We start from the raw sequence: 15,664 nt of genomic DNA, 5'->3' as shown, positions 1-15,664 counted from the left end.
GCTATCGGTATAAGGAGTGGTGTTATGCGTTCAGCTTCCCAGCGGTGGTGGGCCGCGGGTATTGCCTCGGTTTTTTTGTGCACAGCAGGGCTGGTGCAGGCGGCCAGTTCGGTGCTGATCTGGCCCATTGACCCGGTATTGGAGGCCGATCAACAGGCCAGTGCGTTGTGGCTGGAGAACCGTGGCACGGAGACCGCCAACCTGCAGATCCGCGTGTTTGCCTGGAGCCAGACCGGCTTCGAGGAGCAGTACCAGAACCAGCGCGATGTGATCGGTAGCCCGCCGGTGGCCAGGATCGAGCCCGGCCAGAAGCAACTGGTGCGCCTGACCCGCACCCGTGAAGTGCCGCCCGGGCAGGAGTTGGCCTACCGCATCATCATCGATGAAATCCCTTCGGCGCTGCAGGTGCCCGCACCGCCGGAAGGCAAGAACACGGCGGCGGCGATTCGCTTCCAGATGCGCTATTCGGTGCCGTTGTTTGCCTACGGCGCCGGGCTTTGGAGCAAGGATGACGCCACTCGCCAGCGCGACCCCAAGGGCGCGGGCAAGCCGGACTTGAGCTGGCAAAAGGTCAACGTGGCCGGGCACAGCTACATCGAGGTGCGCAACCAGGGCGCCGTGCACGCGCGGCTCACCGATGCGTCGTTCAAACAGGGCGGGCAGACCCGGCCGCTGGTGGAGGGGTTGCTCGGCTATGTACTGCCGGGCGCGAGCATGCGCTGGCCGGTGCCGGATGCCGTGTCGGCCGACCAGCCATTGCAAGTCAGGGTCAACGGCGCGCCGCAACTGGAGAGCCTGGCGCCAAAGCGGTAATGGTTGTGTAGCGAGACGGGCTCAAGCCCGGGTTTAGACAGGATGGAGATGTCCATTGAAGGACACAACGCCATGGTGAGTCGTGGCTGGGCTCGAGGTTTATGGCCGTCGGTGGCAGTGGCAAGCGGGCTGTGGGGCGCGGCGGTGGCGGGCGACCTGCCGCCGCCGCCGAGCAGTATGGAGGCAGTCGCTGATGCTCAGCTGTTCCTGGAACTGGTGGTCAACCAGATGGACACCGGCCGCGTCATCGCCGTCGATCAGCGCGCCGGCCAGCTGTTTGTACCGGCCAGTGCCTTGCAGGACGTGGGCATGAAACTGCCTGGCGAACCCGTCGGCAGTGTGGCCCTCGAACAGGTGCCCGGCCTGCACAGCGACTACGACAGCCATGGCCAGCGCCTGCTGCTGGATGTGCCGCCGTCATGGTTGCAGGCGCAGTTTATCGGCAACCGCAGCACCTACCCCCGCACCCAGGCCATGAGCAGCTTCGGCGCCTTGCTCAACTATGACGTGTATTTCAACGACACCGATGACGGCGGCAGTTACCTCGCCGCCTGGAACGAGGTGCGGCTGTTCGACAATTGGGGCACGTTGTCCAACACCGGGCAGGTCCGCCAGACCCTCGCCGGTGGCATCAGCGACAGCACCCTCAGCAACGGCTACCGGCGCTACGACACTACCTGGCGGTTTTCCGATGATGAACGCCTGCTCACCTACGAGGCCGGCGACGTGATCAGTGGTTCGCTGCCCTGGAGCAGCTCGGTGCGCCTGGGCGGGGTGCAACTGTCTCGGGACTTCGCCGTGCGCCCGGACCTGGTCACTTACCCCTTGCCGCAGTTTGCCGGTGAGGCGGCGGTACCCTCGTCGGTGGACCTGTTTATCAACGGCTACAAATCCGACAGCGCACAGCTGCAACCCGGCCCCTATACCCTGACCAACATCCCGTTCATCAACGGTGCCGGCGAGGCCGTGGTGGTCACCACCGATACCCTCGGTCGCCAGGTCTCGACCACGGTGCCGTTCTACGTCACCAGCACCTTGCTGCAACAAGGCTTGACGGACTTTTCGGTGGCCGCCGGTACCTTGCGTCGTGACTACACCCTGCGCGATTTCGGCTACGGGCCGGGCGTGACCAGCGGTACGTTTCGCTATGGTTATTCGGATAACCTGACCCTGGAAAGCCACGCCGAAGCGTCCAGCGACCTGACCCTCGGCGGGCTCGGTGGCAACCTGCGCCTGGGCAACTTCGGCGTGCTCAATACCGCCGTCAGCCAGAGCCAGTTCGACAGCCGCGGCGGCCAGCAACTGAGCCTGGGCTACCAGTACAACAGCACGCGCTACAGCCTGATGTACCAGCGCGTGCAGCGGCGCGACGACTATGCCGACCTGACCCTGGTCGATACCCCTTACGCCAGCCTCAGCAAGCGCAGCGAGCAGGTGACCCTGAGCCTCAACCTCGAGCGTTTTGGCAGCCTGGGCCTGGGCTATTTCGACGTGCAGGCGGCGGACGATTCGCGCACGCGCCTGCTTAACCTGAGCTGGAGCAAACCGCTGTGGCGCAACACCAGCTTCTACCTGTCGGCCAACCGCGAAATCGGCGACAGCAACTGGGCCATGCAGGCACAACTGGTCATCCCGTTCGACCTCAACGGCAGCCTGGCCTTGAGCACCGAGCGCAGCAAAGATGGTGCCAGCCGCCAACGCATCAACTACAGCCGCTCGGTGCCCAGTGAAGGCGGTATGGGTTACAACCTCGGTTATGCCCAGGGTGATGGCCCGGTCTATCGGCAGGCCGACCTGACCTGGCGCTTGCAGTCGGTGCAGTTGCAGGCCGGCGTGTACGGCAGCAGCGATGCGCAGACGCGCTGGGCGGATGCCAGCGGCTCGCTGGTGTGGATGGGCGGCGAGACCTTTGCCGCCAACCGCATCAATGATGCGTTTGTGGTGGTGAGTACCCAGGGGTTTGCCGGGATTCCGGTGCGCTACGAAAACCAGTTGGTGGGCCAGACCGACCGTAACGGCCACTTGCTGGTGCCGTGGAGCAGTGCCTATTACCGCGGCAAATATGAGATCGACCCGCTGAACCTGCCGGTGAATGTGCAGAGCCCCAATGTGGAACAGCGCGTGTCGGTGCGCCGGGGTAGCGGCTATCTGCTGGAGTTCCCGCTGCGCCGGGTGCTCGCCGCCAGTATCACTCTGGTGGATCGCCAGCACCAGGAGTTGCCGCTGGGCAGCCTGGTGGTGCACGAGCAAAGCAGCACCCAGGCGGTGGTGGGCTGGGATGGCCTGGTCTATCTGGAAAACCTCAGCGCCCACAACACCCTGCAGGTCACCTTGGGCGAAGGGTGGACCTGCCAGGCCACATTCGACATCGATGAGCAACAACAGGACGTGCCCCTGATCGGGCCGTTGGTGTGCCAGTGAGTGGTTGAGCAAGGAGGCTGCGGGTGAGGCGCAAGGTATGGCTGTATGGGGTAGGGCTGTTGTTTTCCGGGCAGGCAATGGCGCTGTGTTCGGTGGTTTCCACTGTGCCGGCCAGTTTCGGCTCAATCAGTTCGATGACGGTGCGCACGGCCGCGCAAACCAGCTCCACCACCAACTCCGGGTTGAGCTGCACCTCGGCGTTGATTTCACTGCTGGTGTCCACCGACCACTTCTACGCAACGATCACCTCGGCCCAGAGCGGCATGGTCGGGCCAACCGGTGATGTAATCGGCTACACCATTTATGGCAACAACAGCACCAGCTACCCGATCACCCGCGGCGCACAATTCGATTTTGGTGGTGCCGGGGGGATTGCCCAGAGCATTGGCCTGGTCGCCGGGCCTGGGGCGAAGACCGTGCCGCTGTACCTGAGCAGCATCACCGGCAGCAACGTCGCGGCCGGGTTGTATACCGAAACATTGAACATCGCCTGGAACTGGAATTATTGCTCGGGGATTGGCATTGGTGGCATCTGCCTGGGGCGTGACATTGGCAGCGGCACGGCGTCGCTGACGGTCAGCATGACCGTGACCAATGACTGCCAGATCACCGCGCCGAATATCAGCTTTGGCAGCGCGCCGGTGGTCAGTGGGTTTACTGCGGTGACCGGGCAGACCATCAATATCGCCTGCACCAAGGGCAGCGCCTACACCGTGGGCTTGAGCGATGGCCAGAACCCGGTCAGTGTCGGCGGGCGTCGACGCATGATTTCCGGCACCAATTACCTGGCCTATGACATTTTCAAAAGCGCCGGCACCACGCGCTGGGGCAGTGTCGGCGCGGCGCGGCGTGCCAGCTCCACGGCTGAGGTCAACCCCGGTAATGGCTTGGGGACCGGCAGCCAGGTGTACAACTACAACGCGCGGATCTATACCGACCAGACCACGCCGCCGGGCGGTACTTATATCGACAACGTGGTGCTGGACGTGGGCTTCTAGAACTTCATCAACGGCGTGGTGGGCTGATCCACCGGGCTGACTATCGCGTAGTTGTAGCCGCCGCCCGACCAGTATTGGGCCTGCAAACCATCGGCGCTGCGGCTGCCCCTTGGCAGGAAGCCGTTGTTCGGGCCCGGCGGGCGGATATAGAAGCTGATGCGCCGGCCTTGTAGGTCTTCGTACAGCACCATGGCCGCTGCGCCCTGGTCGGTGGTGAGCAGGCGCCCGCTGATCGGCTTGAACCCCGCCTGGCTCAGGTCGGGCAGGCGGTGGGCCTGATTGAAATAGCGGTCGAGCCAGGCCTGCATATTGCCGCCGCCCTCGGCGTTGTAGTCGGCGGGCATGATGCCGTCCTGGGCAAACAGCCGGTAGGCCTGCATGGCGTCGGTCATCGGCAACAGCGGCGGTTGGGTAGCTTCGCGGGCGTGCCAGCCGCCCACTCCGCCGAGGCTCACGGCGATCAGCAGCAGCGCCGCTGTGGCGAAGTGGCGGCGGGACTGACGCTTGATGCGCTGGCGAATCAGCGCCGGGTCCAGTGCCGGGTTGTTCGGCTGTTGCAGCGCGCCGCTTAAAGAGGCACGCAATAATTGCGCATCCTGTTGCCAGGCATGCACCTGCGCGGCGACCTCGGGGTGGTTGGCCAGCCAGGTTTCAAGCACGCGGCGATCACTCTCCAGTAATTGATGATCGACGTAGGCATGCAAATCGCGTTCGCTGGGGGGAAGGCTGATCATTTGAGTCTCCGCAGGGCAGGGCCGGTAATTTCGCCATCGCTGAGTTGACGCAGCGCTTGGCGCGCGCGGGACAGGCGGGACATCACGGTACCGATGGGCACCGCAAGAATCTCGGCCACTTCCTTGTAGCTCAAGCCTTCGACAGACACCCATAGCAGCAGGGCACGCTGTTCGGTGGTGAGCCGGTCGAAGGCTTGCAGGGTGGATTGGGCCATCACCGTGCGCTCCACCGACGGTTGCACGTCATCGCGGCCGGTGAAGAATTCGAGCATGCGTGCATAGCGTCGGCTACGGCGGTGGGCGTCGAGAAACTGCCGGTAGAGGATCGAGAACAGCCAGGCGCGCAGGTCGCCTTCGATACGTTTGCTGGCCCAGGCGATGATCGCCCGTTCCAGGGTCGCCTGCACCAGGTCGTCGGCGCTGCTGCTGTTGCGCGTCAGGGACACGGCAAAACGCCGTAACCTGGGGATGAGTTCACGTAACTGTTCGTCGAGTTCATGCATGGGTGTCTGGCTGATCACTACGCTGGAACTAGAGAGACGTCCGGCGTTGAAGGTTATTCCACGGCCAACAAAATAATTTCAAGGCCAGGGAATAGAGCAAATCGACGTTCGTCTTAATGCTCCGACCTTATGTTTCACCCTAAGGCCTCTGGCCCTGGAGTTCCTGCATGGTAGATCACTCATCACCCCCCCGTCCTCCGCTGAGCACCGCGAGCCTGATCGCACGCCTGGCCGGCATCGGCGCCGTGGTTGCCGTTGTCGCCGGGGCATTTGCCTACGTCAACGGCACTCTCGACCCACAACGCCTGCGGCCAAAAACCTTGGTCAATGCCTTGGAAACCAATAACGGCGTGCACCCGGGGTTTCGCCGTAACCATGCCAAGGGCGTGTGCGTGGCCGGTTATTTCGAGAGCAGTGCCGAGGCGCGTACGTACTCCAGTGCCCAGGTGTTCAGCGAGGTCAAGACCCCGGTGATCGGCCGGTTTGCCTTGCCCAGTGGCAACCCTTATGCGCCGGACAGCAGTGTGCCGATTCGCAGTTTTGCCGTGCAGTTCAGCCAGGCCAACGGCCAGCAGTGGCGTACCGGAATGAACAGCATGCCGGTGTTCCCGGTGGGCACGCCCGAGGCGTTCTACCAGATGCTCAAGGCCGGCGCGCCAGACCCCGCCACCGGCAAGCCGAACCCGGCGGGCATGCCCGCGTTTTTTGCCGCGCACCCGGAGACGGCGCCGTTCCTGGCCTGGGTCAAGACCGCCAAGCCGTCGGCCAGTTATGCGACTGAAACCTATAATGGCATCAACGCGTTTTACCTGGTGGGTGCCGATGGCCAGCGCCAGGCCGTGCGTTGGGGCGTGGTGCCGCAGAGTCAGGACACGGCGGGTGATACGGCGCCGTCGGGCAGTGATTTCCTGGAACAAGACCTGGTGCGGCGCCTGGCCGCCGGGCCGCTGCGTTGGCAGTTGAACATGACCCTGGCTAACCCTGGCGACCCGTTGGATGACGCGAGCAAGACCTGGACCGGCGCGCACAAGGTGCTGAACGCCGGCACCCTGGTGCTGCAAAGCAGCCAGCCACAGGCGGATGGAGATTGCCGCGATATCAACTTTGACCCGCTGATTTTGCCCAGTGGCATCGAGGCCTCCAAGGACCCGTTGCTGGCCGCACGCTCGGCCGCGTATGCCAGTTCGTACCTGCGCCGCGCCGGTGAAGTCAGCCCGTTGCACAGTGCCCCTCAGGAGTCGAAGCCATGAATGCTCAACCGCGTTTTTTTGCACCCCTGGCACGTCTGCTGCACTGGCTGATGGCGCTGATGATCATCGCGATGTTGTTTATCGGTGCCGGTTTGGCGGCGTCCGTGTCGGAGCGCCATGAGTGGCTGATCCACTTACACAAGCCTTTAGGGATTGCGATTCTGGCACTGGTGATCGTGCGATTGGTGGTGCGCTTTTCCACCCGACAACCGCCGTTGCCTGCGGATTTGCCTGTGTGGCAAGTGCTGGCAGCCAAGGCTTCCCATGTGCTGTTGTACGCATTGATGCTGGTGTTGCCGTTGCTGGGCTGGGCAATGATTTCGGCAGCCGGTGACCCGGTGATGCTCAGCAGCAGCGTGCAACTGCCCGCGCTGGTGGGGGCGAATGCGCCATTGTTTGCACTGTTGCGCAAGGCTCATGGCTATCTCGCCTACGTGTTGTTCTTCACCGTGCTGGCGCACTTGGCGGCGGCGTTGTTCCACGGTTTGATCCGCCGCGATGGTGTGTTGCAAAGCATGACCGGCACCAAGCACTGATGGGCTTTTGTGGCGAGCGAGCTCGCCACAAATCGTTAACGCAAGAGGCCGACGATATCGGCGACGCTGCTCAATACGTCCTTGCCCAACTGTTTCGAGCGATCCCCTGACCAGCCGGTGCGCAGGTTGGGCGCGTCGTCGTTGTCCTTGAAGGGCATCTCCAGGGTCAGGGACAGGCAGTCATACTTCTCACCGACCGCGTTGCAGGCCAGGGTCATGTTGGCTTCGCCCGGCAGGTCGCGGGTGTAGCCGTGGGTGGTCTGGAAGTCTCGGGTCAGGTGGCTCAGGTGGCTGCGGAAGTGTTTTTCCAGGGCTTCGATACGCGGGGTGTAGCCGGGGTTGCCTTCGCAACCGGCGGTAAAAACGTAGGGGATTTCTTCGTCGCCATGGATATCGAGGAACAGGTCCACGCCGTATTTTTCCATCTGCTCCTGAATGAAGAATACTTCCGGGCTGAGTTCCTGGCTGGCGCTTTGCCAAGCGCGGTTAAGGTCCTGGCCCATGGCATTGGTGCGCAGGTGGCCGTGAAAGGCGCCATCGGGGTTCATGTTTGGCACCAGGTACACGTCAGCCACGGCTAGCAGCTTTTTCAGCTCTTCATCGCCATCCTGTTGCAGGCGCTCAATCACACCTTCCATAAACCATTCGGCCATGTGTTCGCCGGGGTGCTGCTGGGCGATGATCCACACCTTGCGGCGGCCTTCGCCTCCTTTGCCGCGGCGTAGCAGTTGTATATCACGGCCTTCGGCGCTCTTGCCGGTGGCGAGCAGGGTGACCCCGGCGTACTTCAGGGCTTGATCGATCAGCCAGTCGTGGCGTTCACGGCTGTAGGGTTCGAAATAGGCGAGCCAGACGTGCTTTTCCCGGGTCTGGAGGGTGATATGCAGGATCTCGCCATCAAAGCGCGTCGGTACCCGGAACCAGTTGATATGGTCGTAGGACGCCACGGCGTTGTAGCCGCTCCAGGCATGCTTGTAGGACGAGCGACCCGCGTTGCTCAAGCGAAAGGTGTGGGTATGGCCCACGTGCATGCCTTCGGCCTTGAAGTGGAACCATTGGAAGTGATCGCTGCGGGTATCGGGTTTGATTGCCAGCAACAACTGATAGGCATCGCTGGCATCCAGGACCTGGATATTGCCGCTGTCGAAGTCGGTGCTGATTTTGATGGAGGTCAAGGCCACGGTCATAGTCTGGTTGCCTGAATATGAGTGATGTGGCGGCTATATTACACAGGCGTCAGGCAAAACCTGGATGCAAAATTGTTGCATGGGGGAGGGGGCGTCATCCCTGACGCCGCCGCAGCTTAGAGTCTATGAGATTGATTCTCAAGCGCTAATTCGCAAATATCCGGGCTAGAGCAGTCGAGCGGCTTTCTTTGGGCGATAGTCTTTTGCTACCATGCGCGCCATCGAGCAATACACAGTCTTCATTAGCCTGAAGCCATGCCAGGGAAACTGGCAAAAAAAAGACCCGGCCAAAGAGCCGGGTCAAAAACCGTGATTAGCCTGATGAGGAGATATTCCAAGAGTCCGACCTAAGGTCCCTTGGTCTATCGACTGATCTCGCGATCAGCTGGGTCCAATAATAATCATTATCATTTGCAAGTCAAATGTTTTTATCCGTGGGATAGAAATATTTTTCTTTCGCGCCTGTTATGCGTTTGCCTGAGGCCCTGGCCCTTGCAACGATCGCTCCACCATCGCCTTCGCCATGTCGATCAAATACACCACGGAAAACGCCAGGTCGCGCCGGTTGCCTTGATGGCTGCACGCTGATTCGTAGGCAGTTGCCGCTGCACTGCGCAGCAGGTCCGAGGCGTGCACCAGGGCTTCCTCCTGGCTGATGCCCGGCTTGATTGCGAACAGCGTGCCGTCCGAGGCAGGCGACGACATATCTTCTTTCAAGTAATAGTCCAGTGCGCGTTGGGCCGCGCCGCTGTTGCACATGTCGTGTAATTCAACGTGTTCAGGTGTTTCGGGCAATGAATGCGGGCTGGTCGTCATGAGCGGCAGTACTCCGGTGGGTGTCGAAATCCTTAGGCTTGATGATAGTACGTATCGTATTTATGTCGTTTTATGGATTACTACAAACTGTTTATTGCCCTGAGAAACACACCCCGTATTGTCAGGCGCCATGGATAACTGGATAGCGTTGGTCAAAGCCAACATGAAAGACCGCAAGGTCACACAGGGCGAACTGGCAGAGCGCCTGGGCATGTCCCAGGGCGGCGTCGGCCATTGGCTCAACAAGCGCCGCGTGCCGAGCCTGGCGGACATGAATCGGGTGCTGGCGGAGCTTGGGTTGGGGGGCTTGGAGGTGGCGCTCGAGATTCGTGAGCGGGCCGCAACGGAGCCTGCGTTGGAACAACGCTACAACCCATATTTCCGCTACCCGGTCAGCGATTGGAAGCAGGCCTGCGAGCTGCGCGAAGAGCGTGCGGCCTATAGGGCTGGACGTTACGAGTTGACCGATTACCACGCTCGAGGCGAAGCGTTCTGGCTGCCGGTAACGGGCGACGCCATGACCGCGCCCACGGGCTTGAGTATCAGTGCCGGGATGATGATCCTGGTGGACCCGGCCATCGCCCCCGAGCCCGGCAAACTGGTGGTCGCCCAATGGGCTGGCAGCTCCCAGGCGACCTTTCGGCAATTGCAGGACGAAAGCGGCCAGCGCTACCTGGTGCCGCTCAATCCCACTTACCCCAAGGCACTGCTCACCGACGAATGCCGCCTCCTGGGTGTCGTGGTGCAAGCCACGGCCAGGTTTTAGCCGGTCGTTTCGAGCTCCACCAACGCGCTGCCTTCAGCCACCATTTCACCTTCCTGGCAGAACAACGCCTTGACCACCCCGGCCTGGGGCGCACGGATGCTGTGCTCCATCTTCATGGCTTCCAGCACCACCAGTTGGGTGCCAGCCTCGACGGTCTGGCCTACCTCCACCAACACGCGCACGATGCTGCCGTTCATCGGAGCGGTAAGGCCGCCCTGATGGGATTGCCCAGCCTCGACCGCCGCAATCGGATCGAACAAGCTGACAGCATGCATTTCGCCTTCCCAACGCAGGTACAGATTGCCTGCACTGCGGACCGCCAGATGAGCGCGGCGTACGCCTTGGTGTTCGATCAGCAACCGCTCGCCGCACAGCAGCGGCGTATGCCCCGACAATGTCACCAGCCGATCCTGCCCATTGCAGCTCAAGTGCAGCGACACTTCGGCAGGCAGGCCCGTACGAAAGCCCTGGTTATTTGCCCACGGCCCATCACCCACCGGCAGGCTTTGCATAAACGCCGAGCCCGCCGCCTGCCAGAACGATTCGCTCAATGCACCGGGCGCCGGCAATAGTTCATCCTGATAGCGCGGGATAAACCCGGTATCCAGTTCGGCCGCCGCAAACGCGGGATGGCCGATGATGCGCCGCACAAAACCCAGGTTGGTCTTGAGCCCGCCGACCGCAAACTCATCGAGCATGCTCAGTAACCGCAAGCGCGCCTGTTCACGGTCTTCACCCCAGGCAATCAACTTGCCAAGCATCGGGTCGTAGAAGGGCGATACGTCGTCGCCTTGTTCGACACCACTGTCCACCCGGCGTCCCGGGCCTGGGCTGGACTCGCGGTATAGCGCCAGGTGCCCGGTGGCCGGCAGGAAATCATTGGCCGGGTCTTCGGCGTACAGCCGCACTTCAATCGCATGGCCGATCAACGGCACCTGCTCTTGAGTGATCGGCAGCGCCTCGCCCTGGGCAACTCGAATCTGCCAGGCCACCAGGTCGAGGCCGGTAATCGCCTCGGTCACCGGATGCTCCACTTGCAGCCGCGTGTTCATCTCCATAAAGAAGAACTCGCCCCGGGCATCCATCAAAAATTCCACCGTGCCCGCGCCGACATAACCGATGGCCTGGGCTGCACGCACTGCCGCTTCGCCCATGGCCTTGCGCTGCTCCACACTCAAACCCGGTGCCGGGGCTTCTTCCACGACCTTTTGATGGCGACGCTGGATAGAACAGTCGCGCTCATTGAGGTACAGGCAGTGGCCGTGCTGGTCGGCAAACACCTGGATCTCGACATGGCGCGGCTTGAGCAGGTATTTCTCCACCAGCATCTGCCCATTGCCGAACGACGACAGCGCTTCACGCTGGGCGGAGGCCAAGGCTTCGGCCAATTGGTTGACGTCCTCGACCACCTTCATGCCCTTGCCGCCGCCGCCGGCCGTGGCCTTGAGCAGCACCGGGTAGCCGATACGCTCGCAGGCGGCGCGGAAGGTCTCCAAGTCCTGGGCCTCGCCGTGATAACCCGGCACCAGCGGTACGCCAGCCGTTTCCATCAGGGCCTTGGCCGCAGACTTGCTGCCCATGGCATCGATGGCCGAGGCGGGCGGGCCGAGGAATATCAAGCCGGCGGCCTCGATGGCGCGGGCGAAACCGGCGTTTTCCGAGAGGAAGCCGTAGCCGGGGTGAATCGCCTGAGCGCCGCTGGCGTGGGCGGCGGCGATCAGTTTGTCGATTTGCAGGTAGCTGTCAGTGGCTTTGCTGCCCCCCAGGTCGACACGGATATCCGCCTCGCGGCTATGGCGCGCATCGCGGTCGATGGCGCTGTGCACGGCCACGGTCGTCAGCCCCATGGCCTTGGCGGTGCGCATGACCCTGCAGGCAATTTCGCCACGGTTGGCCACCAGTATTGTGGTGAGTGAGCTCATGAACGCGGCTCCTGGGCCTGCCAACTTGGCGCACGCTTTTGCAGGAACGCGCGCAAACCTTCCTGGCCCTCGGCGCTCACACGAATACGCGCGATGGCGTTTTCGCAATAACGTCGCAACGCGGGATTGAGGGCTCCGTTGCCCACTTCACGCAGTAAATCCTTACTGGCGCGCATCGCCGCCGGGCTGTTTTGCAGCAGGTTGACGACCCACTGGTCCACCTGCTGATCCAGGGTTTCGGCCGGATAACTCTCTGCCAGCAAGCCGATCTCCCGCGCCCGCTGGCCGCCAAATCGCTCGGCCGTCAGGGCATAACGACGGGCAGCGCGCTGACCGATCGCCTGCACCACGAACGGGCTGATCACCGCCGGCGCCAAGCCGATGCGCACTTCCGACAGGCAAAACTGCGCGTCGTCGGCTCCGATCGCCATGTCGCAGCAACTGATCAGGCCCAGCGCGCCACCATAGGCCGCGCCTTGCACCACGGCCAACGTGGGGATTTTCAGCTTGGACAGGTTGTACATCAGCTCCGCCAGTTCGCGGGCGTCGTCCAGGTTGGTGTGGTAGTCCAGCTCGGCCGACTGCTGCATCCAGGCCAGGTCGGCGCCGGCACTGAAATGCTTGCCGCGCCCGCGCAGTACCAGGAAGCGCAGGGACGGGTCGCCCTGCACCCGGTCGAGGGCAATGATCAGTTCGCGGATCATCTGGGCGTTGAACGCGTTGTTCTTGGCTTCGCGACTGAGCCACAACGTGGCAAAGCCACGGCTGTCGGTGATCAGTTCGAGGGTGTTGAAATCGCTCATGGGATACAGCTCCATTTACATGCGGAACACGCCGAAGCGGCTCGGCTCGATGGGGGCGTTCAGCGAGGCGGACAAGGCCAGGGCCAGCACGTCGCGGGTCTGCAACGGGTCGATGACACCGTCATCCCACAGGCGCGCACTGGAGTAGTAGGGGTGGCCCTGGGTTTCATACTGGTCGAGGATCGGCTGCTTGATCGCGGTTTCTTCTTCTGCACTGAACGCCGCGCCTGCGCGCTCAGCCTGTTCACGCTTGACCTGCACCAGCACGCCGGCGGCCTGTTCGGCACCCATCACGCCAATGCGTGCGTTGGGCCACATCCACAAGAAGCGCGGGTCATAGGCGCGGCCGCACATGCCGTAGTTACCGGCACCAAAGCTGCCGCCGATGATCACGGTGAACTTCGGCACCTTGGCACAGGCCACTGCGGTCACCAGCTTGGCACCATGCTTGGCGATACCACCGGCTTCGTACTTCTGGCCGACCATAAAACCGGTGATGTTTTGCAGGAACAGCAGGGGAATCCCGCGCTGGCACGCCAGCTCGATAAAGTGCGCGCCTTTCTGCGCGGCTTCGGCGAACAGGATCCCGTTGTTGGCCAGGATCGCAATCGGGTAGCCATGCAAGTGCGCAAAGCCGCACACCAAGGTGGTACCGAACAAGGCCTTGAACTCATCGAATACCGAAGCGTCCACCAGCCGTGCGATGACTTCGCGCACATCGAACGGTTGCTTGGCATCCGCCGGAATCACGCCGTACAGCTCTTCGCTGCTGTACAGCGGTGCCACGGGCGGGCGTTGCAGCAACTCACCTTGTTTGCGCCAATTGAGGTTGGCCACGCTGCGTCGAGCCAGGGCCAGGGCGTGTTCATCGCTGTCGGCATAATGGTCGGCCACGCCGGAGATCTTGCAGTGCACATCGGCGCCGCCGAGGTCTTCGGCGCTGACGACTTCACCAGTAGCCGCCTTCACCAGCGGCGGGCCGGCGAGGAAGATGGTGGCTTGCTGGCGCACCATGATGGCTTCGTCGGCCATGGCTGGCACGTAGGCGCCGCCGGCGGTGCACGAGCCCATCACCACGGCAATCTGCGGGATGCCCTGGGCGCTCATGTTGGCTTGATTGAAGAAGATCCGCCCGAAGTGCTCACGGTCTGGAAACACTTCGTCCTGGCGCGGCAGGTTGGCGCCGCCGGAGTCCACCAGGTAGATACACGGCAGACGGTTCTGCTCGGCGATGGTCTGGGCGCGCAGGTGTTTTTTCACCGTCAGCGGGTAGTAGGAGCCGCCTTTGACCGTGGCATCGTTGGCGACGATCATGCACTCGACGCCTTCCACGCGGCCGATCCCGGCAATCACTCCGGCGGCCGGTACGTCCTCGCCATACACCTGATAAGCCGCCAGTTGGCTGAGTTCGAGGAACGGCGAGCCCGGGTCGAGCAAGCGGTTGATACGCTCGCGAGGCAGTAGCTTGCCCCGCGAGGTGTGGCGCTCCTGAGCCTTGGCGCCGCCGCCTTGTTGTACGTGAGCGAGCAGGCTGTGCAGGGCGTCGACCTGTGCGAGCATCGCCGCGCTGTTGGCGGCGAATTCTGCCGAGCGCGGGTTGAGCTGGGTATGCAGGGTGGCCATGGGGCGCTCCTTCAGCGGGTTTCGTTGAAGAGTTCGCGGCCAATCAACATCCGTCGAATCTCACTGGTACCGGCGCCGATTTCATACAGCTTGGCGTCGCGCAGCAGGCGGCCGGCGGGGAATTCGTTGATATAGCCATTGCCGCCGAGAATCTGGATCGCGTCGAGGGCCATCTGCGTGGCGCGCTCGGCGCTGTACAGGATCACGCCCGCCGCGTCCTTGCGCGTGGTCTCGCCGCGCTCGCAAGCCTGGGCCACCGCGTAGAGATAGGCGCGGCTGGCGTTGAGCTGGGTGTACATATCCGCGACTTTGCCCTGGATCAGCTGGAATTCGCCGATGCTCTGGCCAAACTGCTTGCGGTCATGGATGTACGGCACAATCAGGTCCATACACGCCTGCATGATCCCGGTGGGGCCGCCGGACAGCACCACGCGTTCGTAATCCAGGCCACTCATCAGTACCTTCACGCCGCCATTGAGCACGCCGAGGATGTTTTCTTGCGGTACCTCCACGTCATCGAAAAACAGCTCGCAGGTGTTGGAGCCGCGCATGCCCAGTTTGTCGAACTTGTTGCTGCGGCTGAAGCCTTTCCAGTCACGCTCGACGATGAAGGCGGTGATGCCGTGGGGGCCTTTCTCCAGGTCGGTCTTGGCGTAGATCACGTAGGTGTTGGCGTCGGGGCCGTTGGTGATCCAGGTCTTGCTGCCGTTGAGTACGTAGCAGTCGCCGCGTTTGTCGGCGCGCAGTTTCATCGAGACCACGTCGGAGCCGGCATTCGGCTCGCTCATGGCCAGGGCGCCGATGTGTTCGCCGCTGATCAGCTTGGGCAGGTACTTGAGTTTCTGTTCGTGGTTGCCGTTGCGGTTGATCTGGTTGACGCACAGGTTGGAGTGCGCACCGTAAGACAGCGCCACCGAGGCCGAACCGCGACTGATTTCTTCCATGCTCACCACGTGGGCCAGGTAACCCAGGCCGGCACCGCCGTATTCCTCCGGCACGGTGATGCCCAGCAGGCCCATGTCCCCGAACTTGCGCCACAGGTCGGCGGGGAACAGGTTGTCGATGTCGATCTGGGCCGCGCGCGGTGCGATCTCCTTGGCCACGAAGGACTGCACCTGGTCGCGCAGCATGTCGATGGTCTCGCCGAGGGCGAAGTTCAGGGACGGGTAACTCATGGACAGGCACCTTAATGTGAGCTTTGTTGTTGTGTGGGTTGGGCGCCAGAGGAGGGCGCTCACCTTTACGTTAACGTAAGCTTGCGTTGCGGCGCTGTCAATCGTAGTTTACGTATA

14 protein-coding genes are annotated in these 15,664 nt (G+C 62.5%); 6 read left to right on the top strand and 8 right to left on the bottom strand.

The genetic code is table 11. The annotated features are described in order from the left end of the window. Positions 1 to 24: 24 nt before the first annotated feature. From JFT66_RS20370 to JFT66_RS20360, 3 genes are all read left to right on the top strand, one after another. The gene (locus tag JFT66_RS20370; RefSeq protein WP_034120334.1) at positions 25 to 813 is read left to right on the top strand and encodes a fimbrial biogenesis chaperone; all 789 of its coding nucleotides are present in this window, start codon (positions 25 to 27) and stop codon (positions 811 to 813) included. A 72-nt stretch (positions 814 to 885) separates the two neighbouring features. Next, the gene (locus JFT66_RS20365; protein ID WP_198860015.1) at positions 886 to 3,234 is read left to right on the top strand and encodes a fimbria/pilus outer membrane usher protein; all 2,349 of its coding nucleotides are present in this window, start codon (positions 886 to 888) and stop codon (positions 3,232 to 3,234) included. 77 nt (positions 3,235 to 3,311) lie between these two features. Further along, on the top strand, positions 3,312 to 4,232 hold the full coding sequence (locus JFT66_RS20360; RefSeq protein ID WP_153839386.1) for a Csu type fimbrial protein: 921 nt from the start codon (positions 3,312 to 3,314) through the stop codon (positions 4,230 to 4,232). On the opposite strand, the gene JFT66_RS20355 is transcribed toward JFT66_RS20360, so the two are convergent. Then, a complete protein-coding gene (locus tag JFT66_RS20355; protein ID WP_198859969.1) occupies positions 4,229 to 4,966 on the bottom strand; it encodes an anti-sigma factor family protein in 738 nt (245 codons plus the stop codon). The two genes, JFT66_RS20360 and JFT66_RS20355, sit on opposite strands and share 4 nt — an antisense overlap. Next, positions 4,963 to 5,469 carry a sigma-70 family RNA polymerase sigma factor gene (locus JFT66_RS20350; protein ID WP_153839262.1) on the bottom strand — a complete coding sequence of 169 codons (507 nt, stop codon included), beginning with the start codon at positions 5,467 to 5,469 and terminating at the stop codon, positions 4,963 to 4,965. Before JFT66_RS20350 ends, JFT66_RS20355 begins: the two co-directional genes overlap by 4 nt. A gap of 167 nt (positions 5,470 to 5,636) precedes the next feature. Between JFT66_RS20350 and JFT66_RS20345 the strand changes: the two genes are divergently transcribed. Together JFT66_RS20345 and JFT66_RS20340 are read left to right on the top strand one after the other, a co-directional pair. Next, entirely contained in the window at positions 5,637 to 6,719 is a 1,083-nt protein-coding gene (locus JFT66_RS20345) for a catalase family peroxidase (RefSeq protein ID WP_034120329.1), read from the top strand. Continuing rightward, complete coding sequence (locus JFT66_RS20340) at positions 6,716 to 7,255, top strand: cytochrome b (protein ID WP_153870791.1); 540 nt, start codon at positions 6,716 to 6,718, stop codon at positions 7,253 to 7,255. Before JFT66_RS20345 ends, JFT66_RS20340 begins: the two co-directional genes overlap by 4 nt. A 35-nt stretch (positions 7,256 to 7,290) precedes the next feature. Here JFT66_RS20340 and JFT66_RS20335 read toward each other — a convergent pair whose 3' ends face one another. Further along, positions 7,291 to 8,442 (bottom strand): M14 family metallopeptidase, encoded by a 1,152-nt coding sequence (locus tag JFT66_RS20335; RefSeq protein ID WP_153839264.1) that lies wholly within the window; start codon positions 8,440 to 8,442, stop codon positions 7,291 to 7,293. 465 nt (positions 8,443 to 8,907) lie between these two features. Beyond that, on the bottom strand, positions 8,908 to 9,258 hold the full coding sequence (locus tag JFT66_RS20330; protein ID WP_198859968.1) for a DUF6124 family protein: 351 nt from the start codon (positions 9,256 to 9,258) through the stop codon (positions 8,908 to 8,910). A 130-nt stretch (positions 9,259 to 9,388) separates the two neighbouring features. On the opposite strand from JFT66_RS20330, the gene JFT66_RS20325 reads away from it, so the two are divergent. Continuing rightward, positions 9,389 to 10,024, top strand: coding sequence for a LexA family protein (locus tag JFT66_RS20325; protein WP_198859967.1), 636 nt, complete (start codon positions 9,389 to 9,391; stop codon positions 10,022 to 10,024). On the opposite strand, the gene JFT66_RS20320 is transcribed toward JFT66_RS20325, so the two are convergent. Genes JFT66_RS20320 through JFT66_RS20305 form a run of 4 tightly spaced genes read right to left on the bottom strand, consistent with a single transcriptional unit; the run spans position 10,021 to position 15,547 of the window. Then, a complete protein-coding gene (locus tag JFT66_RS20320; protein WP_198859966.1) occupies positions 10,021 to 11,946 on the bottom strand; it encodes an acetyl/propionyl/methylcrotonyl-CoA carboxylase subunit alpha in 1,926 nt (641 codons plus the stop codon). The genes JFT66_RS20325 and JFT66_RS20320 overlap by 4 nt on opposite strands. Then, positions 11,943 to 12,749: a gamma-carboxygeranoyl-CoA hydratase gene (locus tag JFT66_RS20315; protein ID WP_034120323.1), complete on the bottom strand. Its 807-nt coding sequence runs from the start codon at positions 12,747 to 12,749 to the stop codon at positions 11,943 to 11,945. Before JFT66_RS20315 ends, JFT66_RS20320 begins: the two co-directional genes overlap by 4 nt. 15 nt (positions 12,750 to 12,764) lie before the next feature. Continuing rightward, a complete protein-coding gene (locus JFT66_RS20310) occupies positions 12,765 to 14,372 on the bottom strand; it encodes a carboxyl transferase domain-containing protein (RefSeq protein WP_198859965.1) in 1,608 nt (535 codons plus the stop codon). Positions 14,373 to 14,383: 11 nt separating this feature from the next. Next, positions 14,384 to 15,547 (bottom strand): isovaleryl-CoA dehydrogenase, encoded by a 1,164-nt coding sequence (locus JFT66_RS20305; RefSeq protein ID WP_153839267.1) that lies wholly within the window; start codon positions 15,545 to 15,547, stop codon positions 14,384 to 14,386. Positions 15,548 to 15,664 lie beyond the last annotated feature (117 nt).

The organism is Pseudomonas sp. MF6755 (genome assembly GCF_016405635.1).
In the GTDB taxonomy this organism is placed as follows: domain Bacteria; phylum Pseudomonadota; class Gammaproteobacteria; order Pseudomonadales; family Pseudomonadaceae; genus Aquipseudomonas; species Aquipseudomonas haemolytica.
The sequence above is the reverse complement of the archived record's forward strand: the minus strand, read 5'-3'. Positions and strand labels throughout refer to the sequence as shown.

What these genes read in the sequence shown, in the direction of transcription:
- JFT66_RS20370 (WP_034120334.1), top strand. Translation starts at nt 25, where the DNA reads ATGCGTTCAGCTTCCCAGCGGTGGTGGGCCGCGGGTATTGCCTCGGTT.
- JFT66_RS20365 (WP_198860015.1), top strand. Translation starts at nt 886, where the DNA reads ATGGTGAGTCGTGGCTGGGCTCGAGGTTTATGGCCGTCGGTGGCAGTG.
- JFT66_RS20360 (WP_153839386.1), top strand. Translation starts at nt 3,312, where the DNA reads ATGGCGCTGTGTTCGGTGGTTTCCACTGTGCCGGCCAGTTTCGGCTCA.
- JFT66_RS20355 (WP_198859969.1), bottom strand. Translation starts at nt 4,966, where the DNA reads ATGATCAGCCTTCCCCCCAGCGAACGCGATTTGCATGCCTACGTCGAT.
- JFT66_RS20350 (WP_153839262.1), bottom strand. Translation starts at nt 5,469, where the DNA reads ATGCATGAACTCGACGAACAGTTACGTGAACTCATCCCCAGGTTACGG.
- JFT66_RS20345 (WP_034120329.1), top strand. Translation starts at nt 5,637, where the DNA reads ATGGTAGATCACTCATCACCCCCCCGTCCTCCGCTGAGCACCGCGAGC.
- JFT66_RS20340 (WP_153870791.1), top strand. Translation starts at nt 6,716, where the DNA reads ATGAATGCTCAACCGCGTTTTTTTGCACCCCTGGCACGTCTGCTGCAC.
- JFT66_RS20335 (WP_153839264.1), bottom strand. Translation starts at nt 8,442, where the DNA reads ATGACCGTGGCCTTGACCTCCATCAAAATCAGCACCGACTTCGACAGC.
- JFT66_RS20330 (WP_198859968.1), bottom strand. Translation starts at nt 9,258, where the DNA reads ATGACGACCAGCCCGCATTCATTGCCCGAAACACCTGAACACGTTGAA.
- JFT66_RS20325 (WP_198859967.1), top strand. Translation starts at nt 9,389, where the DNA reads ATGGATAACTGGATAGCGTTGGTCAAAGCCAACATGAAAGACCGCAAG.
- JFT66_RS20320 (WP_198859966.1), bottom strand. Translation starts at nt 11,946, where the DNA reads ATGAGCTCACTCACCACAATACTGGTGGCCAACCGTGGCGAAATTGCC.
- JFT66_RS20315 (WP_034120323.1), bottom strand. Translation starts at nt 12,749, where the DNA reads ATGAGCGATTTCAACACCCTCGAACTGATCACCGACAGCCGTGGCTTT.
- JFT66_RS20310 (WP_198859965.1), bottom strand. Translation starts at nt 14,372, where the DNA reads ATGGCCACCCTGCATACCCAGCTCAACCCGCGCTCGGCAGAATTCGCC.
- JFT66_RS20305 (WP_153839267.1), bottom strand. Translation starts at nt 15,547, where the DNA reads ATGAGTTACCCGTCCCTGAACTTCGCCCTCGGCGAGACCATCGACATG.